This is a genomic window from Streptomyces sp. NPDC030809 (genome assembly GCF_055572195.1).
Window position 1 is genome coordinate 143117 of the sequence record NZ_JBVIDV010000009.1, and the last position, 25194, is coordinate 168310.

The 25194-nt window shown below is 71.2% G+C and carries 18 protein-coding genes; 15 read left to right on the forward strand and 3 right to left on the reverse strand.

Annotated elements, in window-relative coordinates; genetic code table 11:
- Positions 1-46: 46 nt before the first annotated feature.
- Entirely contained in the window at positions 47-1378 is a 1332-nt protein-coding gene (locus ACZ407_RS14785; RefSeq protein WP_468128438.1) for a class I SAM-dependent RNA methyltransferase, read from the forward strand.
- Between the two features lie 363 nt (positions 1379-1741).
- On the forward strand, positions 1742-3730 hold the full coding sequence (locus ACZ407_RS14790; protein ID WP_468128439.1) for a serine/threonine-protein kinase: 1989 nt from the start codon (positions 1742-1744) through the stop codon (positions 3728-3730).
- A gap of 300 nt (positions 3731-4030) precedes the next feature.
- On the opposite strand, the gene ACZ407_RS14795 is transcribed toward ACZ407_RS14790, so the two are convergent.
- Positions 4031-5404: a hypothetical protein gene (locus ACZ407_RS14795; RefSeq protein WP_468128440.1), complete on the reverse strand. Its 1374-nt coding sequence runs from the start codon at positions 5402-5404 to the stop codon at positions 4031-4033.
- A gap of 512 nt (positions 5405-5916) precedes the next feature.
- On the opposite strand from ACZ407_RS14795, the gene ACZ407_RS14800 reads away from it, so the two are divergent.
- From ACZ407_RS14800 to ACZ407_RS14860, 13 genes are all read left to right on the forward strand, one after another.
- Positions 5917-6870 carry a hypothetical protein gene (locus ACZ407_RS14800; protein ID WP_468128441.1) on the forward strand — a complete coding sequence of 318 codons (954 nt, stop codon included), beginning with the start codon at positions 5917-5919 and terminating at the stop codon, positions 6868-6870.
- An 80-nt stretch (positions 6871-6950) separates the two neighbouring features.
- On the forward strand, positions 6951-7859 hold the full coding sequence (locus tag ACZ407_RS14805; RefSeq protein WP_468128442.1) for a hypothetical protein: 909 nt from the start codon (positions 6951-6953) through the stop codon (positions 7857-7859).
- A gap of 19 nt (positions 7860-7878) precedes the next feature.
- Entirely contained in the window at positions 7879-8904 is a 1026-nt protein-coding gene (locus tag ACZ407_RS14810; RefSeq protein WP_468128443.1) for an ImmA/IrrE family metallo-endopeptidase, read from the forward strand.
- Between the two features lie 155 nt (positions 8905-9059).
- Complete coding sequence (locus ACZ407_RS14815) at positions 9060-9344, forward strand: DUF3892 domain-containing protein (protein ID WP_468128444.1); 285 nt, start codon at positions 9060-9062, stop codon at positions 9342-9344.
- A 108-nt stretch (positions 9345-9452) separates the two neighbouring features.
- On the forward strand, positions 9453-9713 hold the full coding sequence (locus ACZ407_RS14820; RefSeq protein ID WP_033204305.1) for a multiubiquitin domain-containing protein: 261 nt from the start codon (positions 9453-9455) through the stop codon (positions 9711-9713).
- Positions 9688-10857: a ThiF family adenylyltransferase gene (locus ACZ407_RS14825; protein ID WP_468128445.1), complete on the forward strand. Its 1170-nt coding sequence runs from the start codon at positions 9688-9690 to the stop codon at positions 10855-10857. Before ACZ407_RS14820 ends, ACZ407_RS14825 begins: the two co-directional genes overlap by 26 nt.
- Positions 10854-11258: a ubiquitination-like system serine protease family protein gene (locus tag ACZ407_RS14830; RefSeq protein WP_468128446.1), complete on the forward strand. Its 405-nt coding sequence runs from the start codon at positions 10854-10856 to the stop codon at positions 11256-11258. The genes ACZ407_RS14825 and ACZ407_RS14830 overlap by 4 nt, the downstream gene beginning before the upstream one ends.
- 212 nt (positions 11259-11470) lie before the next feature.
- Positions 11471-12130: an HAD-IA family hydrolase gene (locus tag ACZ407_RS14835; RefSeq protein WP_468128447.1), complete on the forward strand. Its 660-nt coding sequence runs from the start codon at positions 11471-11473 to the stop codon at positions 12128-12130.
- Positions 12131-12220: 90 nt separating this feature from the next.
- The gene (locus ACZ407_RS14840) at positions 12221-12700 is read left to right on the forward strand and encodes a helix-turn-helix domain-containing protein (protein ID WP_468128448.1); all 480 of its coding nucleotides are present in this window, start codon (positions 12221-12223) and stop codon (positions 12698-12700) included.
- A gap of 453 nt (positions 12701-13153) precedes the next feature.
- Positions 13154-13411: a lasso peptide biosynthesis PqqD family chaperone gene (locus ACZ407_RS14845; protein WP_468128449.1), complete on the forward strand. Its 258-nt coding sequence runs from the start codon at positions 13154-13156 to the stop codon at positions 13409-13411.
- Between the two features lie 14 nt (positions 13412-13425).
- On the forward strand, positions 13426-13836 hold the full coding sequence (locus ACZ407_RS14850; RefSeq protein WP_468128532.1) for a lasso peptide biosynthesis B2 protein: 411 nt from the start codon (positions 13426-13428) through the stop codon (positions 13834-13836).
- A 19-nt stretch (positions 13837-13855) separates the two neighbouring features.
- Positions 13856-15601, forward strand: coding sequence for an ABC transporter ATP-binding protein (locus ACZ407_RS14855; protein WP_468128450.1), 1746 nt, complete (start codon positions 13856-13858; stop codon positions 15599-15601).
- Positions 15598-16599: a methyltransferase gene (locus tag ACZ407_RS14860; RefSeq protein ID WP_468128451.1), complete on the forward strand. Its 1002-nt coding sequence runs from the start codon at positions 15598-15600 to the stop codon at positions 16597-16599. The genes ACZ407_RS14855 and ACZ407_RS14860 overlap by 4 nt, the downstream gene beginning before the upstream one ends.
- A 150-nt stretch (positions 16600-16749) precedes the next feature.
- On the opposite strand, the gene ACZ407_RS14865 is transcribed toward ACZ407_RS14860, so the two are convergent.
- Both ACZ407_RS14865 and ACZ407_RS14870 read right to left on the reverse strand, forming a co-directional pair.
- Positions 16750-18030 (reverse strand): MFS transporter, encoded by a 1281-nt coding sequence (locus ACZ407_RS14865; protein ID WP_468128452.1) that lies wholly within the window; start codon positions 18028-18030, stop codon positions 16750-16752.
- Entirely contained in the window at positions 18027-25193 is a 7167-nt protein-coding gene (locus tag ACZ407_RS14870; RefSeq protein WP_468128453.1) for an amino acid adenylation domain-containing protein, read from the reverse strand. The genes ACZ407_RS14865 and ACZ407_RS14870 overlap by 4 nt, the downstream gene beginning before the upstream one ends.
- Between the last annotated feature and the right edge of the window lies 1 nt (position 25194).

Consider the following 25194-nt stretch of genomic DNA (forward strand, 5'->3'; position numbering starts at 1 on the left):
GGCCGTTCGTCTTCACCCCCCTCACCTCCCCTGGAGTCTCCCCGCCATGGCCACGCAGAACGAGAAGCAGTCCCTGGTCGGGGAGGAGTACGAGGTCGAGGTCGGCCCCGTCGCGCACGGCGGCCACTGCATCGCCCGCACCGCCGACGGCCGGGTCCTGTTCGTCCGCCACGCCCTCCCCGGCGAGAAGGTGGTCGCCAAGGTCACCGAGGGCGAGGAGGACTCCCGCTTCCTGCGCGCCGACGCGATCACCGTCCTCGAAGCCTCCAAGGACCGGGTCGAGGCCCCCTGCCCGTACGCCGGCCCCGGCAAGTGCGGCGGCTGCGACTGGCAGCACGCCAAGCCCGGCGCCCAGCGCCGCCTCAAGGGCGAGGTCATCGCGGAGCAGCTGCGCCGCCTGGCCGGGCTCACCCCCGAGGAGGCCGGCTGGGACGGCACCGTCGTGCCGGCCGAGGGCGACAAGCTGCCCGCGGGCGAGGTCCCGGCCTGGCGCACCCGCGTCCAGTTCGCCATCGACGAGGACGGCCGGGCGGGCCTGCGCAGGCACCGCTCCCACGAGGTCGAGGTCGTCGACCACTGCATGATCGCCGCCCCCGGCGTCACCGAACTCGGCATCGAGAAGCGCGAGTGGCCGGCCATGGCCACCGTCGAGGCCATCGCCGCCTCCGGCTCCGGCGACCGCCAGGTCGTCCTGACCCCGCGCCCCGGCGGCCGGCTCCCGCTCGTGGAGCTCGACAAGCCGGTCTCGGTGCTGCGCGTCGAGGAGAAGGACGGCGGGGTCCACCGCGTCCACGGCCGCCCCTTCGTGCGCGAGCGCGCCGACGGCCGCACCTACCGCGTGGGCATGGGCGGCTTCTGGCAGGTCCACCCGCAGGCCGCGGACACCCTGATCCGCGCCGTCATGCAGGGCCTGATGCCGCGCAAGGGCGAGATGGCCCTCGACCTCTACTGCGGGGTCGGCATCTTCGCCGGCGCCCTGGCCGAGCGCCTCGGCGAGACCGGCGCCGTCCTCGGCATCGAGGCCGGCAAGCGCGCGGTCGAGGACGCCCGCCACAACCTGGCCGACTTCCCGCGGGTCCGCATCGAACAGGGCAAGGTCGAGCAGGTCCTGCCCCGCACCCGCATCACCGAGTGCGACCTGATCGTCCTGGACCCGCCGCGCGCCGGCGCCGGCAAGCAGACGGTCCGCCACCTGGCCTCCCTGAACGCCCGCCGCATCGCCTACGTGGCCTGCGACCCGGCCGCCCTGGCCCGCGACCTGGCCTACTTCCGCGAGTCCGGCTACAAGCCCCGCACCCTCCGGGCCTTCGACCTCTTCCCGATGACGCACCACGTGGAGTGCGTGGCGATCCTGGAGCCGGTGAAGAAGGACGCCTGACCTGGGGTTTCGCGGGTGCGCGGTAGGTGCCGTGCGGGCGCTGCGGGCGATATCTTGACGCTGAGATGACGCCCGTGACGCTCATTTGACGCTCGTTCTGATGGGGTGTCCGTCGATTGTCGGGGAGGGCCAGGCCGCGGCGCGCACCAATGAACAGACGCGCTGCGGCGAAGGCGACGGAGCACGGCAAGCGAGGCTCGTCGGCTCCGTTTCGCTCTTGTGCGCTCGATGAGGAAGCGTTGCCGACCATTGCCTGAGAAGGCAGTGCCTATCGCCTCGACGCGCGGCTAACATCCAGCTCTCAGGTACCGGCATGCGTCCGGCCTTTGGCCTGCGGCACGCCTGAAGGAGATCGGAAGCCCGGTGAGCATTGCTCGTTCTGGTGGGCGGGTGCTGGCTGCCCACCCCGGTGACCCCAAGCGCGTCGGCCCCTACCGGATCATCGGGCGCCTCGGGTCAGGGGGCATGGGCACGGTGTTCGCCGGCCTCGACGCCGCCGGTCTGCGGGTCGCGGTCAAGGTCGTCCACCCTGCGCAGGCGGACGACGCGGAGTTCCGGGCGCGCTTCCGCCGAGAAGTCCAGCTCTCCGCCCGTGTCCAGGGCCCCTGCCTCATACCCCTGGTCGCGGCTGACGCCGAAGCACCGTCACCGTGGCTGGCCACTGCCTATGCCCCAGGGCTCACCCTCGATCGGTACATCGCCGCGCACGGGCCGCTGGCCGGTGGAACCCTCTACGCCTTCGCTACGGGCACAGCCCAGGCCCTCGCGGCCATTCACGCCGCGGGTGTCGTCCACAGGGACGTCAAGCCTCAGAACGTCATCCTGACCCCGGTCGGTCCCCGAGTCCTGGACTTCGGCATCGCTCATGCCGCCGACGGCACATCCGTGACGCACACCGGCATTCTGACCGGAACCCCAGGATGGATCAGCCCCGAGCACTACCGCACCGGTACAGCGGGTCCCGAGAGCGACATGTTCGTCTGGGGCGCCCTCATAGCCTTCGCAGCCACCGGTCGCGCGCCCTTCGGCGGCGGAGCCCCCGACGCGGTCGCCTACCGGGTCATGTCCGAGGATCCTGATCTGCGTGGCCTTCCTGGCGAACTCCACGCCATCGTGAGCAGCGCTCTTGCCAAGGAGCCGGGGGACCGAGTCACCGCGTGGGACGCTGCCGAGACATGTGCTGTCCTCCTCGCAGCACAGGCCACACAGGTCGCGCCGACGGGTGCGGAACCGACACTGGTGGGCGATCTCGTCGCTGCCCAGTGGGCTGTTCCCACTCTGGACGACCCGAACTGGATACGTCCTGCCCGTTCCAGCAGACGACTCGTCGGCATCGCGGCGGTGGTGGGCACTGTTATAGGTGGCCTGGCGGGTGGAGCGCTGGCCCTGCAGCCCGACAAAACGGAGACGACTTCGACGAGTTCCCGCCCTCCTGCCAGCGCATCCCCCAGCCAGACCGCCACCATGCCGGCTTCCGCTTCACCCGCAGCAAGCTCCCAGGCTGTGGTGGAAGCCGTGTCATCCCCTACTCCTGCGAACGCGGACGAGGCGACGATCGCCACGTGGCGTGCGGCTCGTCGAGCCAAGGGGGAGGCGGAGATCGAGACCGAGGCCGCACTCGGACACGACCTCAGCTACAGCATGGGCGAGGAGTACAACTACAGCGGGCAGTACGACGTGGGCTACGCCCCGGCCCGGAGAGAGCTCTACATAGCCATCAGCGGTCCGGCCATGGAGTCACGCGTCGTGCAGGGAGTGGCCAAGAACGCCTGCCTCACCTTGCGCATGATGGAGGGCATCTACAAGTCCCTTCCGTATGACGAGTACGTCCTGGTCGACAACACCACGTCCACGGCGCCGGCGATCGTGTGGGAGGACGACTTCCGCGTCAACACCGGCTGCATCACGCAGACCATCGACCGCACCGCCGCCGACCCCGGGCAGGAGCCGAGCTGGCACCCCACCGAAGAAGGACTGGCCGCGGCCCAGATTCCCAGCGTCGACAAGCGCGAAATCAGAGTGGCAACCGAGGCGGTCCACCAGCTCTTTGTCGACTGGAACGCCAACTCCCGTCTGTTCGAAGACCCCCGCTACATCAGCGACGAGAACACCAGCATCGGCTTCGCTCCGCACCAAGGCGTGATGTACGTGTGGGCCACGAAGCCCGAGTGGGACCAGAGCACGCGAGAGGAGTGGGCAGAGGCCGCCGCTGGCGTGGCCTGCCAGACTGTTCTCGCGGAATCTCGCGCGGGGCAGGGATGGGGCTACGCCCAATACGCGGTGGCAGTCCTCGACGGTGCTGGAACCACGGACTTCCTTCGCTGGGGCACGGCCGGCAGCTGTGCGAGCTGACCTCCTCTCCGGGCATCACCACTGCGCTGGGTGATAGCTGGCCGAGCGAGGGACGTCTGTGGCCTGTCAGGCGCTGAACGCGGGCATGAGCCTGCCCGCCCCTGGTGCACGTGTCCCTCCAGCCTTGCGCCGGGGGAAAGCGGTTCCAAGTACGGTCCCGTGTTGGTTGCCGCCCGCGCTCTCCCCGTCAAGTGCTTAGAAGGCACTCGGTGTGATCCGTGAGTTAGGGTGCGTGACCTGGGTCTTTGTCGGCATTCGCAGGTCACGCGCTCGATCTTCCGGCGTTTTCGGGACGGTCCGCTAGCTGCGCTTCACGCGCTGACCGGGCAGTAGGCGGATGGCGAGGACGGATCCGTCGGCGTGGATGGATACGGGGCCGCCCCACTTCTTGTCCCAGGCGAGTTGGGGACGAGTGTGCCGGGCCGCGTGTACGCGGAGGCGGTACTCTTCGACCTCCCCTTCGGTAAGGAGGTCGAAGAGCTCCTTGTCCACGCCGGAGAACGCTTCGACGCGCGGCCCGTTCAGCCGGAACACATGGTCGGTGCCGGCGTAAGTGTGCCCGAGGAGGCGGTGGCTGATGTCCTGGACACTGCCGGCGGCAGCGTGTTCGAAGTCTTCGAACCGTTCGTTGCCCTGCCGCTTGGTGAGATAGCGGGAAGTGCCCTGACCGGAGCCGGTGAAGGCCATGAGCCCGGCCGCCGCTGCATGTCCGAGGACCTGCTGAAACCACTTGAAGTACTCGGGGGTCACGTGGCAGCCGGGAACTGGCTCGCGGGCCACCCCTCCCACATGGGGCGGCTGGATCCCCGGAAAGGGATTCTCCTCCGATGGGGCGGTGTCCAGGTCGGCTTTGCTTTCGCCAGAGGGGTTGGCGAGCCAGCCGTCACGGCCGGGAGCCTGCAGCGCGTGGACGGTCACGGTGCCGTCCGCAGGAAGTTCCGTGCTGAACAGCAGGCTCGGGGTCTCGTTCCACGCGCCGATGTGCACGGCCTCGGCGTGCACAGACGCGGACGCCAGCTGGCCGGCCGATATCGCCGCGTTGCTGTGGTTGCCCTTGGTCGCGATGGGGATTACGAGGGACGGCTCCCCAGGGCGCCAGACCTCCGCGAAGTACTGCGGCCGGTACCCGTACCCGATTTTGTTGCCCTTCTCCCTGCTCGTGAGGGCCCACCCGGCGCGCAAGACTGTGTCGGCCGGGACGATGCTCACGGAGTGCTCGGGGAACCGCCGCCCGAGCACCTGCTTGGCGAGCGTGAGCCCGAAGGCCATGCCGAGCTCGTGCGACTGGATGGTCTTGTACCGTTCGGCGATCTTCCGCCCTTCGGTCGAGAGCCCGAGAAACGAGTCAGGGCCGCCCGTCAACGCCTGGCTGTACTTCAGGGCTCCCCAGTGCTCCGCGAGGCCACGCCCTGCCCCCTTCCAGGACAGCGTCGTGGCCCGGCCGAGCGTGTGCAGCACGTCCCACATGGAGACTCGCACCCGGCGGTCGAGCTCGTTGCCCGGGATCCCGGACAGGACCGGTTTGCGGCGGAGCGGCTCGGCCTCCCTCTTCTTGCGCGCCTTGTCGTCCGCAGCGATCGCGGACTGCACCTTGCCGAGCAGTTCTTCGTTGGATCGGATGGACACGTTCGACGATGCGTCGAGGTCGAGGAGTACCTTCTTGGCCGGCTTCAATGAGTCTCCTACGGCTCGCACGGGCACTTCAAGAACCCCGCGAAGGTACGGTTGCGGCAGCCGGAGCACGCAAGTGTGCAGGGGCGCACAAGGCATGGACGACCCGCCCGCGAAGCGAATCGACCCATCGACAACGTTGATCTCGCTCAAGCTATTGGCGACGTCACGCCCCGTCACCGGCCGTATGGAACCGGATTCACCGGCACCCTTGCCTTCGTACGAGTCGACACCAAACGCACGGTAGGGCGCTGATGTTGTGACCTCTGTAGAGGGCTTCGGGTTCGCCCTCGGGATCGGACGCTGCTTGCTCGAACTGCACCGCGTCTCTGCCGCCGTCCGTGCCGCCGCGTAGAGAACGTGACACCTCCTTGTCCGGATAGCGGGTGGGCCCTTCTGCGCGACGAGGGGAATATGCGTGTGTCGCATGCCGCGGAGGGAGATGCTGATGTATGCAGACTGGAAGCCCCGTGGCTGCAGGCGCCGGGGCGGGGGTAAGGGATCGGGGGTGGCTCGTGACAGGCGGGGCTTTCGAGGAGCTGACACGGACGGGCGAGCTGGGGCCGGTCTCGTTCGACATGCTGCGGCGACTGGTCCACCAGGTTCGCCGCTCCTACGGCTTTCCACCGCCCGAGGGGCACGCGGAGTGGAGCGATGACGCTGCCTATGAGGTGGTCCTGGCGATGCTGACCCGCGAAGGGAAAGGACAGAAGTTCGTCACAAGCTGCTTCGCGCTCGCCACGGACGATGCTTCGCTGGAACGTGTGTATCTCGCGACGATCAAGCACTACTTCATCGACGAGGCGAAGAAGACGCCGCGGGGCAAGCTTCGGCGCCGTATCGCCCGGCTGATGAGCGAGGACCTGGCCTACCGGAAAACCAAGGGCTCCCCGCCCCGCTGGGCGCTGGCCGACCATGCCGATGGAGCTGTATGGCAGGGAGAGCTGGACGATCTCATCGCCCGGGCCGCGCGGGTGACAGGGGTCGGCATCACCCGCTGGAACCATGCTGGCCCCACACCCAAGCAGACGGTCCATGCCCTCAAGACCATCCTGCTGTGCGTGCTGCAGCATGCACAGGGCGCGGTGCGGGAGGAGGACCTCGCCAAGGTCCTCGAGGCCCGGTTCGAGCTCCTGGCACCGGCCCGCTTCACCCCGCTGTACGCCGACGAAGGCACCGTCGCCGAAATCGTCGAACGGCAGGCGGCCACCACCGCACCGGACCCGACCGGGGTCGACGCAGTGGCCGAGGACATCTGGCAGCGCCTCTCACCCAATGAGCGCCTGCTGCTCCCGTACCTCGACAAGGACGCCCATCACGCGGCGCAGCTGCTGGAGATCCGGCAAGGCCATGCGGCCATGGTCCTGTCCAATCTCAAAACTCTGCTCCGTGACGCCCTATCCGTGGACAGTGACCCGCAGGCAGTCATGACCGCACTGCTGCGGCGCTGCGGCGACGGTCCATCGTGAACCGTCCCAGTTACGTCGTCTGGATCCAGTGAGAAGAGAATGCGCTGATGGACCACAGCCGAGGAGACGGGGGAGACGGCATGAGCTCTGTCCACACCACTGCCTACCAGAGGCTGGTAGCCGCCGCGGCGGGATTGAAAGTGCCCGACGCCGTCCACCGGGTGGCCACCGCACCACCTCAGGACCCACGTCCGGGCCAGATCTGGCGTGCGGCATGGGAGGACACCATCCAGCTGCTGCTGATCACAACGATCGGTGACGATGACACCGTGCGTGCAGTGCCGACCTCCTTCGAACGGTACGTTGACAGCGACACCCTGCTTCTGCCCGCTCAGGCGACCACCCTGGAACAGCCGCTGGCATTGTGGTGGGGCTTGGAGACGACGCTTCCGTGGTGCGTGCTGGACCGGCAGGTCGGCGAGCTGACCAGCCGCCCTGACATCCTCACCTCCCGCACACTTGCCGATGCCATCGCAGGCACCAAGCGGGGCAGCGGCGCTTTGCCGTCCGCGGCGGCCGACGAGTACCGCGCAGTCCTCGCCGACCGCCTTGAGGCCTTGGCCTCGGCACAGTGGGCTCCCCAAGGGGTGGGAGGCCTTTCCCAGCTTTTTCGTGCCCACGCCATCACCGCCCCGCAGCTCGCGGCCGCATTGAATCTGCTGCCGCCCCAGGCGCTCGCCGTATGGAGAGGACAGCAGGCCCTCACCGCCGACCAAGCCGCCGCACTCGCCGAGCGCCTCGGCCAGCCGGCCGGGTACCTGCTCGCGGCCAACCCCGCCTTGCCACCTGTCGTCGTGCACGAGCTGAACCGCCCCCTGCGCCGCACGCAGATCAAGAAGCTCGCCGCTCAGTACGACGAGACTGAACGCGACGGCCGACTGCGCGCCGCCTACGGCATCTTCACGCTCGCGGCACGCGACGATGACCGCGCCCAGCCGAACTGGACTGCCCGCACGGACCGCTACTTCGAACTCATCCTGGACAAATAGAGGAAAAGGGGCACCTCGCGTGGTCAATTACGTGCTCGCCGGCGCAGCCCGCACTCAGGCCGCCGCCATGATCAAGGAAGTCGAAGCGGCTCGCCCCGGTGCCCTCGAACGCCTGACACAAGGCGCCCTCGCGGAACTGCGGACCTGGCCCGAGCTCGCCGTCAAAGACGTTCCCGAGGGCCAGGCGGCACAAGGCTGTAGCGTCGCCGGAGCATACGACTACGGCCCGCCGCCGCGTCTGTCGGTCGCCATGTCCGCCAGTCAGGCACGGCGGGACTTCACCGCTCTGCACGAACTCGGTCACCACCTGCAGAAGAGCAGCTTTGACCTTATGGAGCCCTTCAGCCGGGAACCCGACGGCGGCGTCCTCCTCGAAGATGCCGCCTGCGACGCGTTCGCCGCCGAGATCCTGCTCCCCGCGCACCTCGTCGGTCATCACCTGGACGTCAAAGGCCCCACCGCCTTGGCGATCACCCACTTGTGGCGGGCGAGCAACGCCTCCCGCATGGCTGTCTGCGTGCGAGCAGCCCAGCACCTCCCGGCTCCTGGTCACGTTCTCCTCCTCGATCCCACTGGACACCTCGCCTTCTCCGCCTCGCACGGAGAGCGCCCCCTGCGACGTGGCAGCTTCCAAGGTGGCATCCCCGTCATCGACCGTGCCCTGACCGGATCCGGCCGCGCACAAGGGCGAACCCAGGTCCGCTACCGCGACGGCATCCTCGGACGCGAACTGCACACTGACACCGCCCCCATGGACGGCTACATCGTCGCCGTCCTCGTCACCGACTCCGCCCCCTGGCGCGCCTTCACTCCGCCCACCGCAGGCAGCGGCCCCCAGTCGCGCAACTACATCTGCGCGAACTGCGACGAGGAGTACCGCTCCTTCGAACCCGCCTGCCCAAGCTGCCGCGTTCCTCAGTGCCCCGACTGCGGCCGCTGCGCCTGCCCGCCCCGTGTCCCGGGCCGCGCCTGCCCCGGCTGCTTCATCGTGCACCCGCCCGCGATGTTCCCCCCGAACAGCGACCGCTGCTTCGACTGCTCCTGACGCCCGGCCGGCCCCGCGAACCGCACGCGTCTTCCTACCCGCGAGTTACGTCGTCCGTCCCAGGCGAAGCACCCCACCCAGGGTGCCCAAGGAACCCGGCGCCGGCTGCGGGAACCCGTCGGAACGTCGCCGGCAGGAACAGCAGGAACAGCAACGTGGCCATTCAGATCACCGCGGTACGCCTGACGGTCGGCGGCACCACGCACGAGCACATCACCCACCTGTGGTGGACCAACCAGACGTCCGGCGAGGCAAGCAGCAGCACCCGGGCGCAGATCGTCGACTGGATCGAGAACCAGGCCGGCAAGGCATACACCAGCGACGCAGCCGGCCACCGCACGGAAGTCGCCGTCGTGACGCCCGCCCGAGGCGAGAAGTACCTGCGGACCCACGCCGACGGCGTGTGGACCAACAACCTCCTCGCTCTTCCCCGGCGCTGACCCGCCATCGCGAAACCGCCGCCCGACGTGCCGCCCCCTGCGGCGGCACGCCTGACACCCCCGGCACTCACCATTCCGAACACGCGCTCCCCACTTCAGGAGGACCCCATGTCCCAGGACAGCCACGGGCCCAAGCCCGTCACGATCATCGTCAACGCCCGCCCCCACACCTGGGAGGCGAAGGCCATCACCTACGAGCAGGTTGTCGACCTCGCCTACCCCGGCCAGCCGCCGAACGACCAGGACACCTACACCGTCCGCTACAGCCGCGGACACGACGGACACGGAGCGGGAAGCCTCACGGCCGGCCACAGCGTCCGCGTGAAGGAGGGGATGGTTTTCGATGTCTATCGCACTTCTCGCTCGTGACCCCGACCTGTCCCGCCTCCTCGACGACGGCTACGACGTCGTCGTGCGCGCTGGCCACATCGTCGTCCAGCGCATCCCGTACGTCACCGAGAACCGCACCGTCGAGTACGGCTTCCTCGCCTACCCCGTGACCGTCAGCGGAGACCGAGTCGTCTCCGACACCGACCACCGCATCTGGTTCGGCGGCTCCACCCCGTGCACCGAGCACGGCCGCCCCCTGACCCTCGCCAACCCGGAGACCCGGGTGATCGCCGAGGACATGCAGGCGAACTTCATGCTCTCCAGCAAGCCCACCCCCAACGGCTACCCCGACCAGTACACGAAGATCACCGCATACGCGCGGATCATCGCCGACCACGCCTACGCCCTCGACCCCTCAGCCACGCCCACCCCCGGCGCCGCGTGGCAGGAGATCGACGACGATAGCCCCTTCGCCTACCGCGACACCGCCACCTCCCGCGCCGGCATCACCGCCATCAACCGCCGATTCCGAGGAGAGCGCATCGTCATCGTCGGCCTCGGCGGCAGCGGAAGCTACATCCTCGACCAGGTCGCCAAGACCGAGGTCGACTCGATCCTCCTCATCGACGGCGACACCTTCGACAACCACAACGCCTTCCGCGCACCCGGGGCCCCCACCCTCGACATCCTCCGCGCCCGTCCGCCCAAGGCCACCTATCTCGCCTCGGTCTACGCCAACATGCACCGCAGTGTGACCGGCTGCGTGCAGTACCTCGACGAGTGCAACCTCGACCTCCTCGAAGGGGCGACGTTCGTGTTCCTCGCCTCCGACGACGCGGCCAGCAAACCGGCCATCATCAACTGGATCGAAGCGCACGACGTGCCATTCATCGATGTCGGCATGGGCATCGAAGAGATCGACGGCCGCCTCAGCGGACTGCTCCGCATCACCACCAGCCTCCCCGGTCGCCGAGAAGCCGCCCGCCGACGTATCCCCAAGCCCGCGCCCGAACGCGACGCCTACGCAAGCAACATCCAGACCTCGGACCTCAACGCGCTCAACGCCATCCTGGCCGTCATCCGCTGGAAACGCGCCCTCGGCATCTACGCCGACGCCACCGACGAGGCCCACACCACGTACTCGCTGATCACCAACGAGATCGCCAACGAGGACCGGCCGTGACTCCGCAAGACACCCTGAGCCCGGTCTTCACCGAGACCTTTCCCCAGGCCATGGACGCAGGGGTGCTCTACATCTCGATCCCCTACCGCACCTGTGGCCACTTGTGCTGCTGCGGATGCGGGCACGAAGTCGTCACACCGCTCTCCCCGGCCCAGTGGTCCCTCACCTACGACGGCGAGAATGTTTCCCTCACCCCATCGATCGGCAACTGGTCCCTCCCGTGCCAGTCTCACTACTGGATCCGCGACGGTCGCGTCCACTGGAGCCGCCGCTACTCGGCGGCAGAAATCGATCAAAACCGGGACCGAGACCTCCGTTTGCTGGTCGTCCATGACAGGGGAGAGCAGCGGCCGCGACGAACGGCTGGTCTCCGCCGTTATCTGAGGCTTTGGCGTCAGTAAGCCGGCACTGCGCTCCGTTTGACCGGATGACGACCGAGGTTGGGTCTGGCGGTACTCCGACTCCCGCTCGCGCTGGAGTTGCTGGTGCGTTGGGCCAGGTACTTCCCGCCATCAGGTCGTACGCTGTGGTCGACTTCTGCCCGTATGTTCCGGTTGGCGGTTGCACGGTAGCGTCGCCGTGCGAGACCGATCCCGGAAGGGGCGAACACCGGATGGTCCGCGGAAACAGGGTTGACGGGTATGAGCAACTGGGACTGATCCTGGATTTCGTGGGGGTGCTGACCGCCAGCCCCATCGAGGTTCATCGGGCCTGGTGCGTGTCCGAAGGACTGGAGCCAGGCGCGTGGCGTGCCACCCTCAACGATCACCCCGAAGGTCGGCGGCTGTACGCGGCGCTGGAGATCGGGGAGATCGGGCAGGCCGAGTGGAATGAAGGAACAGCAGCTCTGCTGGGCGAGCACGTGGACCCCGTGAACCTGATGGGGCGGGCCTGGGCCGAGGTGCCTCCGGCGCGTCGGATGATCGCGCTTGCCCGGGCCGCGCTCGCTGCCGGGCATCGGCTCGCGCTGCTGTCGAACAGCTTCGGGCTCGACCCGTTCAACCCGTACGAGCACGTGGGGGTCTGGGACCTCCTCGACGTGCACGTCGTGTCCGAACTGGAGGGGTTGGCGAAGCCGGACCCGGCAATCTACCGGTTGGCCCTGGCGCGGATCGGGTTGCCTGCCGAGCAGTGCGTGTTCGTGGACGACCATGAGGTGAACCTCCCGCCCGCTGCCGAGCTGGGCATCACGACTGTTCACGCCACTGACGAGGACAGGGCGGTCGCCGAGCTGGAGGCCCTTCTCGGCGTCACGGCTGTGCTCACGGTCTGAGCGTCAACTGCCGCCTGGCCGAAGGCGGTCCACCGCACCGCTTCTGTGAGTACTGTCCGTGTGGGGCCCATCGCGCGGAGGTTCTGGAGCATGCAGTGGTCGGAGTACACCACCTCTGAGCGCTTGAAGGCGTTGCGCAGTGCCATGACGCAGGAGCAGTTAGCGGAGGCCGCCGGTGTGTCCGTCGGCGTCGTCCGCAAGCTCGAAGGCGGCGGGACGGGTTCCCTGCCGTCACTGCTGTCGATCGCCGACGCGCTCGGTACGGACATCGCCGTGCTCCTCGGGCAGCAGGCGCCCCGCCGGTCCTTGGACCGCGACGAGAGGGCCGCGCTGCGTCTGGTCTCCGCGGCGACCCACGACGCTGCCATCGGCATCCCCGCCGAGGTCGAGCCGGGAAGCGTCAAGAACTTCGAGCGGTCGTTCGTCGCGCGGACGCTGCCTACTGGGAAGGGCGGTACGCTGAGCTCGGTACCCTCCTCGGGCGGCTCCTTCCAGAAGCCCGCGCCCGGTTCGACGCCGCCGGCGTCCGTATCGACACCTTCCAGACCGCGGGCGTGGCCGCCAACGTGATCGACTCGCGAGACCTGGCATACGCGGCGTTGACATACGGACGGCAGATCGCCGTCCAAGGCAGGGACGAACTGCGCGACGCCCATCTCGCCGCCACGACCGCGTGGGTCAATCTCCGTGATGGGCGCACCAAGCAGGGCTTCCTCCTCGCGGCGGCCCAGGCGGACCGGATCGAGCCCAAGATGAGCGAGCACGCTCTGGACCGGCTCAGCGTCCACGGTCAGCTCGTCACGAACGCCGCCGTCGCAGCCTGCATCGGAGACGAACACGCCCGCGGCTCGCACGCACAGCCGTACGGGCCGATGTACGCCGCCACGCGACGGGCAGCGTCTGGCATGCCTGTGCGCGCGCCCGGCCTCCGCCGAACTGGACGACGGTGCACTGCTCACCACCGTGGCCTGCGAGCTGTGGCTCCGCAGCCTGGAACACGAATAGCACAGACAGGAGACGCTCATGGGTTTCAAGCTGTACGACCACATCTCGATGGTGCCCACCGAATACGGATCGGTCTTGCTCGACGAGCGCACCGGCGTCTACTTCCAGCTGAATCCCACGGGCACGGAAGTGGTGACTGGCCTGATCGAGCAGCACGACGCGGCGCACGTCGCGAGGAAGCTCGTGGCCGAGTACGACATCGGCGAGGAACAGGCGGCCTCCGATGTCGCAGCGCTCATCGCCCAGCTGCGTGAGGCGGAGCTGGTCCAGCCGTGAGCGCCGGAATGACCATGCCCGCCCGAGAGCCGGGCGGCTTGTGGCGGCGGGCGAAGGTAAGGATCGCCGTCCTGGCCGGGTTGCTCCTGGCGCGCATGCCCCCGCATCGGATCCGCTCCGTTATGCGGGGGGCGGCGGGCGGAGCCCGGCAGGCGGAGTACGAGACGGTGGAGGCCCACTACCGTGCTGTAGCCGCGGCCAGCCCCCGCTGTGCCGGGTGGCAGGGATGCCTCCCCCGCTCGATCGCGGTGGCGCTCCTGTGCCGGGCTGAGGGCAGGTGGCCGGACTGGAACGTCGGTGTCCGCCGGACGCCGCCCTTCGCGGCACATGCCTGGCTCGAAGCGGATGGAAGGGTCGTCGCCGAGCCGGGGACGCCGACGGCCTACGGGGTACTCATGCATGTGGGGGCTGCTGATGTCTCCTAGTCGGGACACGGCCGCGCCCGTGGGGCTCGCGGCACTCCTTCGCCTGCTCCGGCCGCACCGGGGTCTCGTCGTCGGCGCGGTCACTCTGGTGATCGCCGCCTCCGCGCTCGGTCTCGCGCAGCCGGTGCTCGCCGGCCGGATTATCGACCGCGTCCGCACGTCCGAGCCCATCGCCGGGCTTGTGCTGACCCTCACCTTGCTCTTCGTGGCGCAGACGCTGATCGACACGGCCGGCCGCTACCTCCTCGAACGCACCGGCGAGAGCGTTGTCCGCGGGCTGCGGCAGCTGCTCGTCCGGCGGCTCATTCGCGTGCAGTTGCCCGTACTCCACACCCATCGCGGCGGAGATCTGATCTCCCGGACCACCGGTGACACTCTGGCACTGCGTGACAGCGTCACCCGTGGTCTGGTGGAGATCGCGGTGGGAGCTCTCACCGTCACGGGTGCGACGGCGCTCATGATTGCCATCGACCCCGTCCTGTTCCTGGTCGTTCTGGGTGTCTTCGCTGTCGCTGCGCTGGGTGTGACAGTCGTACTGAACCGCATTCGGGAAGCGGCCGAGCAGTCTCGGACCGCAGTGGGTGTGCTGACCGCGGATCTCGAAAGGACCCTGTCAGCGATCCGGACCATCCGCATCCACCAGGCGGAGCAGCCGGAGACGGACCGGCTCCTGGCCTCGGCCGATGCGGCTTTCGATGCAGGGGTCAGGGGCGCGCGCCTGGCAGCCACCGCCCAGCCCGCGATCCAGCTCGCCGCGTCCGGCTCCTTCCTCCTCGCTCTCGTGGTCGGTGGCATGCGCGTCGCCTCCGGGCGTCTCGAACTCGGCGACTTGGTCGCAGTACTGCTGTACGCCACCTACCTGGTGATGCCTCTTGGCAACCTGCTGGAAGGCCTCACCACGCTCAAGCGGGCCATGGGAGCACTTCAGCGCGTGCAGGAGGCACTGGATCTGCCCACCGAGTCCGACGACAGCACGTCCGGCGCGATCGCGGCAGCCGTTCCGGGCGCACCGGCGCTCTCCTTCGCCGACGTTCGCTTCTCCTATGACGGCAGACCCGCCCTGAGCGGAGTCAGCTTCGAACTTGCCCGCGGGTCGAGGACGGCGTTGGTCGGCACCTCCGGATCCGGCAAGTCGACGATCCTCTCCCTGATCTGCCGGTTCTATGAGCCGACGAGTGGCACCATCAGCTATCTCGGCCACGACGCAGCCTCCTTGACCCGCGTCCAATGCCGTCAGCTCGTGTCGCTTGTCGAGCAGAGTGCCCCGGTACTCCACGGAACGATCCGGGAGAACCTTTGCATGGGCCGGCCCTCGGATGCGGCCGAAATAGACAGGGTGCTCCGCCAGGTCAACCTCCACGACTGGGTTGAGACCCTGCCCGACGGCGTTGACACCCAGGTGGGTGAGCACGGGTCGCAGCTGTCCGGCGGCGAGCGTCAACGCCTGGCGATCGCGCGGGCCCTGCTGACCCGGCCCGCCCTTCTGCTTCTCGACGAGCCGACGTCCAGCCTCGATGCGGAGAATGAAAAGACGGTGATGGACGGACTGCGCCGCCTCCACGAAGACTGCGTCACCGTGCTGATCGTCGCCCACCGCCTCTCGACCGTGCGCGATGCCGACCACATCCTCGTCGTCGACGAAGGAGAGGTGGTCGCAAGAGGCAGCCACCACGAACTGGTGCGCGCCAGCGAGCACTACCGGCTCTTGCTGGGCACCCAGATCACGGACGACGACCACACCGACTTCTCGGGAGTGCAGAAGTGACCGCCGACCTTGAGTTCGCCGAGGCAGCGAGCGGACTCGCCCCCATCGCGCTCCGCGCTGCCGCCACTCTGCGGATGGCCGACCACATAGCCGCAGGCCACGACGACGTCCTGTCGCTGGCCGAGCGGACGGGCACCGACCCGGACCTGCTCCGTCGCGTTCTTCGGTTCCTCGCATGCCGGGGCGTGTTCGCCGAGCCTCGCCCGGGAACCTACGCGCTCACCCCACTGTCCCTCACCCTCCTGAACGGGCACCCCTCGGGCCTGCGCGAATGGCTCGATGCCTCAGGAGCCGGGGCGCGCATGGACGCCGCAGTCGGAGACCTCCTCGGCGCGCTGCGCAGCGGTGAGCCCTCCTACCCCAGGCTGCACGGGCGGCCCTTCTACGAGGACCTCGCCCTCCAATCCAGCGGCCCGGCCTTCGACGGCCTGCGCCACACGCACGCCGAGAGCTACGTCTCGGACCTACTGGCTGCGTATCCATGGGACCAGGCCAGGCGCATGGTCGACGTGGGTGGCGGCACGGGAGTTCTCGTAGAAGCCCTCATGCGCACCCACAGCACCCTGCGCACCGTGCTCGTGGACCTCCCCGGGGCGGTGGCGGCCGCCACCGCCCGTATCACGGCCGCCGGATTCGGCGATCGGTTCACACCAGTGGCCGGCAGCTTCTTCGACCCCCTGCCGGACGGTGCGGACGTGTATACGCTCGTCAACGTCGTCCACAACTGGAACGACGAACAGGCAGCCGCCCTTCTGAGCCGGTGCGCCGAAGCCGGCCGAGAGGACTCCACCTTCGTTGTCGTGGAGCGGCTCGTGGACCACGCCGACCCCCGGGCCATCACCGCCATGGACCTGCGTATGTTCCTGTTCCTCGGCGGGAAGGAACGGACCGCGGCCCAGCTCCGCGAGCTCGCGAGCGCGGCCGGCATGGCGTACCAATCGACGATCAAGACCCCGCCGGGGCTGCAGCTACTCGTCTTCCGCAAGAGACGTTCCTGAAGCCTCGGGGTCCGGGCGGCGAAGCGTGACGTGAGCCCCAGCCGACCGCTCAGGTGGCGCCCCGTCGACCGTTCGCGGCGAGGGCTGATCTGCGGGGTCGTGGTGACGGGGGTGGCCGCCGGGGGTGGGTGGCCTCCGGCGGGCGGGGTGTCAGTGGGTGGGGTGGGGCTCCTTTGCGGGTGTTTCCGGGGGTGGGGGGAGGTCGGGGGACCTGCGGAGGGGGCCGGTCAGGAGGAGGAGGGCGGACAGGGCGTTGCCGGTGTAGAGGAGCCACAGGGCGTCGCGTTCGCCCAGGAGGGTGCCCAGGGCGCCGCCCAGGAGGCTGCCGAGGGGGATCGTGCCGTACATCACGAAGCGGATGGTGGAGCCGACCCGGCCGAGCATGTCCGGGGGGCAGTAGGCCTGGCGGAAGCTCACGATGACGACGTTGCCGGCCACCACTCCGGTCATCAGGGTGAATTCCCCGACGAGGAAGGCCAGCAGGCCCACGCCGTCCGTGGTGAGCGGGATCAGGAGGCCGAACGGGCCCGCGCAGAACGCGCACAGCAGGACCGCCCGGGCCGTTCCGAACCGGCGGGCCAGGCGCGGTGAGACCACCGCGCCGAGGACTCCGCCCAGCCCGGCCAGCGCGATCAGCACACCGATCAGCGCGCCCGGCACGCCCACCGTCCGGCTCAGGAACAGGATCGACAGGGACTGCGCGCCGCCCAGGAACAGGTTCATCGCCGCGTCGCAGAGCAGGATCGTGCGCAGGAACGGGTCCTGGGTGAGGAAGGCCACCCCCTCGCGGATCTCCGCCGTCAACGACCTTTCCTTCGCCGTCCGCTCCTCGCCGCCCGGTGGCGCCTCCGGGGTCCGGATGCGCAGGAGCAGGGCCGCCGAGACCAGGAAGCTCAGGCCGTCGGCGAGGAAGCCGGCCGCCGCGCTCCCGGCCTGGGCCAGTGCTCCGCCCGCCCCCGGTGCCACGACCTCCGCGACCGATTCGCTGGTCTGGAGGCGGGCGTTGCCGTCGGCGAGCTCCTCGTGCGGCAGCACGGTCGGCAGGTACGCGCTGTAGGCGGCCCGGAAGAACACGTCGGCGGTTCCCGAAAGGACCGCCACCAGGATGAGTTGGGTCGTGGTCAGGAGGTTCAACGCCACCGTTGCGGTCAGCGACAGCATCAGCAGCGCCGACACCGCGTTGCACACGATCATCACCGGGCGGCGGCGCATCCGGTCGGTCCACGCCCCCACGGGCAGCCCGAACAGCAGCCACGGCACCCAGGCCGCGGCGCCCAGCACCCCCATGGTGAAGGGCCCCGCGTCCAGTGTGTCCACCGCGATCAGCGGCAGCAGCACCCGGGTGGCCGCGCTGCCGAACTGGCTCACGGACTCCCCGGCCCACAGCAGCCGGAAGTCCCGGCGGCGCAGCGCGCCGCGACCGGCGCTCACCGGCCCACCGTGCCCTCGCCCAGCAGCGCCGCGATCTCGGCGGCGGCCTTGGGCGCCATCATCTCGCCGTGGGCGCAGGGGATCTGGTGGTGGGCGACCGGGCCCGTGAGGTACGGCTCCCACACCTGCGGGGCGGGCGCGTCCGGCTCGTGGGCGGCGACGGCCAGCGTCACCCCGCCCCGGAACACCCCCGGACGGTGGGCGGCCGCCAGCCGGTCGTGGTGGACGTACGCCCCGCCCAGGGCGGCGACGGTCTCTCCGTCGAAGACCGACAGCGGGCCGTCCTCGGCGGCGGCCGCCGCCACCAGCCCGTCGAGCGTCAGCGGGTCCGCGCCGCACTCTTCGCGCGGCGGGTAGCCGAGCGATTCCAGCAGGTCCGCCAGCGGGTCCGCGGCCGGGGCGGCCGTCTCCCCGGGGGCCGCCGGATACCCGTCGAGCAGGGTGAGCCCGGCCACCTCCGCGCCGTCCTCCTGGAGCCGCACGGCCACCGCGTGCGCGACCACCGCCCCGAAGGACCAGCCCAGCAGGTGGTACGGGCCGTGCGGCTGCACCGCGCGGATCTGCGCGGCGTAGTCCGCGGCCATGTCCGCGACACTTCCGGGCCGCGCCCCCGGCTCGCTCAGCGCCCGCGACTGCAGGGCGTGTACGGAGCGTCGGGCGTCGAGGTGCTCCAGCAGGCCCCGGTACACCCAGCCGGTGCCCGCGCCCGGGTGGACGCAGAACAGGGCAGGCGCGCCGGGTGCCCCCGTGCGCAGCGTGATCAGCGGCGCCAGCGGGTCCGCGTCCCGGCGGGGATCCGCGTCCCCGCCCGTCGCCGCGCCGCCGGAGCGGGCGGCCAGTCCGGCGACCGTGGGCGCGGCGAACAGGTCCTGGACCCCGAGCTCCTCGCCCAGCGCCTCGCGCACCCGGGCCATCAGCCGGGCCGCCAGCAGGGAGTGGCCGCCCAGGTCGAAGAAGCCGTCGTCGGCACCCACGGCGCCGGCGGGCAGCCCCAGCAGCTCGGCGAACAGGCCCGCCAGGACCTCTTCCCGGCGGCCGCTCGGCGCCCGGCCCGGACGGCCGTCCCCGGCCGCAGCGGGCTCCGGCGCGGGCAGGGCGGCCCGGTCCAGCTTGTCGTTGGGGGTCCGCGGGAAGGCGTCGAGCACGACGAATGCCGAGGGCACCATGTGCGCCGGGAGCGTCCCCGCCAGGTGGGCGCGCAACTGCGCCGCGGCCGGCGCGGAGCCCGTACCGCCGGGGGCCGGGACCACGTACCCGACCAGCCGCTTCGCACCGCCGGGGCCGTCCTCCCGGACGGTCACCGCGGCCCGGTCCACTCCGGGCGCCGAGGCGAGCACGGCCTCGATCTCGCCGAGTTCGATGCGGAAGCCGCGGACCTTGACCTGGTCGTCGGCGCGGCCGAGGTACTCGATCCGGCCCTCGCGGTCCCGGCGGACGAGGTCGCCGGTGCGGTACATGCGGGCCCCGTCCTCGAAGGGACAGGCCACGAACCGCTCCGCCGTCGGCCCCGGGCGCCGCAGGTAGCCCCGCGCCAGCCCGGCCCCCGCGACGTACAGCTCGCCGGGCACCCCCGGGGCCACCGGGCGCAGCGCCGCGTCCAGCACGTAGGCGCGGGTGTTGGAGACGGGAGCGCCGATGCGCGGGCGCTCGCTGCGCGCGGTGTCCCACCACAGGGCGTCGACCGTGCACTCGGTGGGCCCGTACATGTTGTAGGAGAGCATCCCCTCCGTGGCGCGCAGCCGGCTCCACAGTCCGTCGCCGGCGGCCTCGCCGCCGATCAGCAGCAGCCGCGGCGGGGCGTCGAGCAGGCCCTCCTCGATCAACTGCTCGGCGTGGGTCGGGGTGGTGTCCAGGACGTCGAGGGCGGCGTCGGCGACGTACCGGGCGAAGGCCGCGGAGTCGCGGCGCACGGCGTCGCCGATCAGGTGGAGTTCGTGGCCGGCCACCATCCACATCAGGGCGTCCCAGGAGGCGTCGAAGGACAGGGAGGCCAGCAGCGCGACCCGCAACTGCCGCCCGGCCGCGCCCCGTTCCGCCTCGGCCATGGTGTGGGCGCGGTGGAAGGCGTACAGGTTGCGCAGCGCCGCGTGGTCCACGACGACGCCCTTCGGCCGGCCCGTGGAGCCCGAGGTGTACACGACGTACGCGGCATCGCCCGGCCGGGGGCGCGGCAGCGGCGGGGTGCCCGGCGCGGCGTCCGCCGCGTCCTCCTCGTCGGTGAGGACGAGCGGGACCCGCACGGCCTCCGCGAGCGGCAGCAGCGGGGCGGTGGCGGAGTCCGTGACCAGCAGCGCGGGGGCGGAATCGGCCAGCATGTGGGAGATCCGGTCGGCCGGGTAGCCGGTGTCCACCAGGACGAACGCCGCACCGGCCTTGAGGACGGCCAGGACCGCGGCCACCGCGGCAGGGGAGCGCGGCAGGGCGATGGCCACGACCCGTTCCGGCCCCGCCCCGTCGCGGACGAGGCGCCGGGCGAGCCGGTCGGACCAGGCGTCGAGGGCGGCGAAGCCGATCCGCTCCCCGTCGTGCACCAGCGCGGTCGCGTCCGGGGTGCGGGCGGCACGCGCGGTGAACAGCTCGGGCACGGTGGCGTCCGGCACCGGCAGCGCGGTCTCGTTCCACTCGGTCAGCGCCCGGCGGCGGGCCGCGGGACTCAGCGGGTCGGCGGTGCCCACCGGCAGCCCGGGCGCCGCCGCGAGCAGCCCGGCCATCCGTACCAGGGCCGCGGCGAGGTCCTCGGCGGTGGTGTGGTCGAACAGCTCGGCCGCGTACTCCAGGAAGCCGGAGATCCCGGCGGGGCGGCCCTCGGCGTCCCGGTGCTCCTGGACGTCGAGCGTCAGGTCGAACTGGGCGAGGTCGAAGCGGAACGGCTCGGGGCGGACGTCGAGGCCGGGCAGCGCGAGCGTGCCGTCCGCTCCGTCCTGCACCTGGAGCAGCACCTGGAAGAGGGGGTGGCGGGCGAGGGAGCGCTCGGGGTTGACCGCCTCCACGACCCGTTCGAAGGGCACGTCCTGGTGCTCGTACGCGGCGAGGTCGGTCTCCCGGACCCGGCCGAGGAGTTCGGCGAACGTCGGGTCGCCCGAGACGTCGGTGCGCAGGACCAGGGTGTTGACGAAGAAGCCGACGAGGTCGTCCAGGGCCTCGTCCGTGCGGCCCGCGACCGGCGTCCCGATGCATATGTCGGTGCCCGCGCCGAGCCGGGACAGGGTCACCGCCAGCGCCGCCTGCACCACCATGAAGAGGGTGCAGCCGTGTGCGCGGGCCAGTTCCAGCAGCCGGGCGTGCAGCTCGGCGTCCAGGCCGACGGGGACCGAGCCGCCCGCGAAGTCCGGCAGCACCGGGCGCGGCCGGTCGTAGGGCAGTGCCAACTCCGCCGGCGCCCCGCCCAAGGTACCGGTCCAGAAGGCGAGTTGGCGGGCGAGCGGGCTCGCCGGGTCGTCCTCCGCGCCGAGCAGCTCCTGCTGCCAGAGCGTGTAGTCGGCGTACTGGACCGGCAGCGGGGCGAAGTCGGGCGCGGTGCCCGCGCACCGGGCGGCGTACGCCTCGGACAGGTCCCGGAACAGCGGCCCCCAGGACCACCCGTCGAGCGCGATGTGGTGCACCACCAGGGCCAGCACCCATTCCTGCGGCCCGGCCGCGAGCAGGGCCGCCCGGACGGGGGGCCGCGCGGCCAGGTCGAACGGGCGGGCCAGCAGGGCGTCGAGGGCGCCCGCGGTCCCCTCCGGACCGCACTCCACCAGGTCCAGGGGCACACCGCCGCCGGCGGGCAGCACCCGCTGGTACGGCTCGCCCGCCGTCTCCGGGAACACCGTGCGCAGGGCCTCGTGCCGGTCGGTGACGTCCCCCAGGGCCGCGGCCAGCGCCGCGGTGTCCAGCGGGCCGCGCAGCCGCAGCGCGAACGGGCAGTGGTAGCCCGCGGACTGCCCCGCGCGGCTCAGGAACCACAGCCGGCGCTGGGCGGCCGACAGCGGCGGGGCCGCGGGCCGCTCGGCCGCCGCGGTCAGGGCCGGGCGCGGGGCCGCCCCGGCCGCGGAGTCCTGCGCCAGGCAGGCGGCCAGCCCGGCCACCGTCGGGTACTGGAACAGCAGGCGGATGCCCAGGTCGCCGCCGAGTACGGCGCGGATCCGCGAGAGCAGCCGGGTCGCGAGCAGCGAATGGCCGCCCAGCTCGAAGAAGCTGTCCTCGGCGCCGACCGACGGCAGCCCCAGCACCTGCGCGAACAGCTCGGCCAGCAGCTCCTCGCGGGGCCCGCGCGGGGCCCGGGAGTTCAGCAGCGCGCCGAAGTCCGGTGCGGGCAGCGCCGCCCGGTCCAGCTTGCCGTTCCGGTTCATCGGGAAGGCGTCCAGGACCACGAAGGCCGAGGGCACCATGTGGTCCGGCAGCCGTGCGGCGAGCCGTGTGCGCAGCGCGGCCGGCTCGGCGGTGCGGCCCGCGGCCGCCACCACGTACGCCACGAGGCGCTTCCCGGCGGGCCCGCCGTCCCGGGCGAGCACCGCGGCCTGCGCCACCTCCGGGCAGGCCCGCAAGGAGGCCTCGATCTCGCCGGGTTCGATGCGGAAGCCGCGGATCTTGACCTGGTCGTCGGCGCGGCCGAGGTACTCGATGCGGCCCTCGCGGTCCCAGCGCACCAGGTCGCCGGTGCGGTACATGCGGGCCCCGTCCTCGAACGGGCAGGCCACGAAGCGGCCCGCGGTGAGCGAGGGCCGGTTCAGGTAGCCGCGGGCCAGGCTCGGTCCGGCGAGGTAGAGCTCGCCCGGGACGCCCGGGGCGACCGGCCGCAGCCCGGCGTCCAGCACGTACGCCCGGGTGTTGGCGAGCGGGCGGCCCACCAGGGGCTCCTCGCTGAGGGCGGCGTCCCACCACAGGGTGTCGACGCTGCACTCGGTGGGCCCGTACAGGTTGTGGCAGAGCATCCCCTCCGCGGCGCGGACCCGCGTCCACAGGGCCGCGCCCGCCGCCTCGCCGCCGAGCAGCAGCACCTTGGGGCGGTGCGCGGGGTCGTCCAGCAGGCCCTCCTCCACGAGCTGTTCGGCGTACGTGGGGGTGACGTCGAGGGCGTCGATGCCGGTGCGGGCGATGTGCCGAACCAGCGCGGCCGCGTCGCGGCGGGTGTCGTCGTCGACGAGGTGGAGCTCGTGGCCGGCCACCATCCACAGCAGCCCCTCCCACGAGGTGTCGAAGGACAGCGCCGCCGTCAGCGCCATGCGCATCCGGCGCCCGCCGTGCAGCTCCTCCGCGCGGGCGATGACCCCGGCCCGGTGGAAGGCGTACAGGTTGCGCAGCCCCGCGTGGTCGATGACCACGCCCTTGGGCTCGCCGGTCGAACCCGAGGTGTGGATCACGTACGCGGCGCTGCCGGGCAGGATCCGGCGGCCCGGGACGGGGCCGGGGGCACCGGCCGGGACCGGGCCCGGGGCGTCGACGAGGACGCGGACGGCGCCGGTTTCCGGGAGTGCCGGGGCGGTCGCGGAGTCGGTGACGACGGTGGTCGCGGTGGACAGCAGCCGGGCGATCCGCTCGGCCGGGTAGTCCGTGTCCACGGGGACGAAGGCGGCGCCCGCCTTGAGTACGGCGAGCAGCGCCACGACGGAGTCGGCGGACCGGGGCAGGGCCAGGGCCACCAGCTGCTCCGGGCCGACCCCGTGCCCGGCGAGCCGGTGCGCCAGGGCGTCGGCGCGGGCGTCGAGCCCGGCGAAGGTCAGCGCGGTGTCCCGGAAGACCAGGGCGGTCGCGTCGGGGGTGCGGGCGGCCTGCTCCTCGAAGAGTTCGGGCAGGGTCCCGGCGGGCACCGGCGCGGCCGTGTCGTTCCAGCCGGACAGGACCAGCGCGCGCTGCTCGGCGGAGAGCGGGTCGGCCTGCCCGACCGGGGCGGCGGGGTCGGCGGCGAGGCGCTCCAGCACCCGGGCGAGGGCGGCCGCGAGGTCCTCGGCGGTGGCCCGGTCGAACAGGTCCGACGCGTACTCCAGGGCCCCGCCGATCCCGGCCGGCGCGCCGTCCGCGTCCCACCGCTCCTGGAAGTCGGCGGTGAGGTCGAACTTGGCGACGTCCCAGGCGGCGGACTGCTCCGCGGACTCCAGCCCGGGCAGGGCGAAGGCGGGCTCCGCGCCGCTGTCCAGGGTCATCATCACCTGGAAGAGGGGGTGGCGGGCGAGGGACCGCTCGGGGTTGACGGCCTCGACGACCTGCTCGAAGGGCACGTCCTGGTGCTCGAAGGCGGCGAGGTCGCTCTCGCGGACGCGTTCGAGGAGGTCGGTGAAGGCGGGGTCGCCGGAGAGGTCGGTGCGCAGGACGAGGGTGTTGACGAAGAAGCCGACGAGGTCGTCGAGGGCTTCGTCCGTGCGGCCGGCGACGACGGTGCCGATCGGGATGTCGGTGCCGGCGCCGAGGCGGGAGAGGAGTACGGACAGGCCTGCCTGGAGGACCATGAAGAGGGTGCAGCCGTGTGCGCGGGCCAGTTCCAGGAGCTGCCGGTGCAGCTGTGCGTCCAACTCCAGCGGGACCGAGCCGCCCGCGAAGCTCGCCACCTGCGGGCGCGGCCGGTCGGCGGGCAGCGGCAGCTCGGCCGGGATCCCGGCCAGTTCGTCCGTCCAGAAGGCCAGTTGGGCGGCGAGCAGGCTGTCCGGGTCGTCCTCCGCGCCGAGCAGCTCGCGCTGCCACAGCGTGTAGTCCCGGTACTGCACCGGCAGCGGCTCGAAGGCGGGTGCCCCGCCCGCGCACCGGGCGGCGTACGCCGCGGCCAGGTCGGTCAGGAGCGGCCCCCAGGACCAGCCGTCGGTGGCGATGTGGTGGATCACCAGCGCCAGCACCCACTCCTGCTCGTTCAGGGCGAAGAGGCGTGCCCGTACCGGGAGTTCGGTGGTGAGGTCGAAGACGTGCCCGGCCTCGGCGGCCAGCGCGGCGGCGAGCTCCGCCTCGCCGAGGGGGACGACGGGCAGCTCCGGCGCCCGGTCGGTGACCTGCTGCACGGGCTCGCCGTCCACCTCGGGGAAGACCGTACGCAGCACCTCGTGGCGCCCGGTGAGATCGCCGAGGGCCGCGGCCAGGGCCTGCGGGTCCAGCGGACCGCGCAGCCGGGTGGTGAGCGGGCAGTTGTACGCGGCGCCGGTCTCGCCGAGCTGGTTGAGGAACCACAGCCGCCGCTGGGCGAACGAAACGGGAAACACG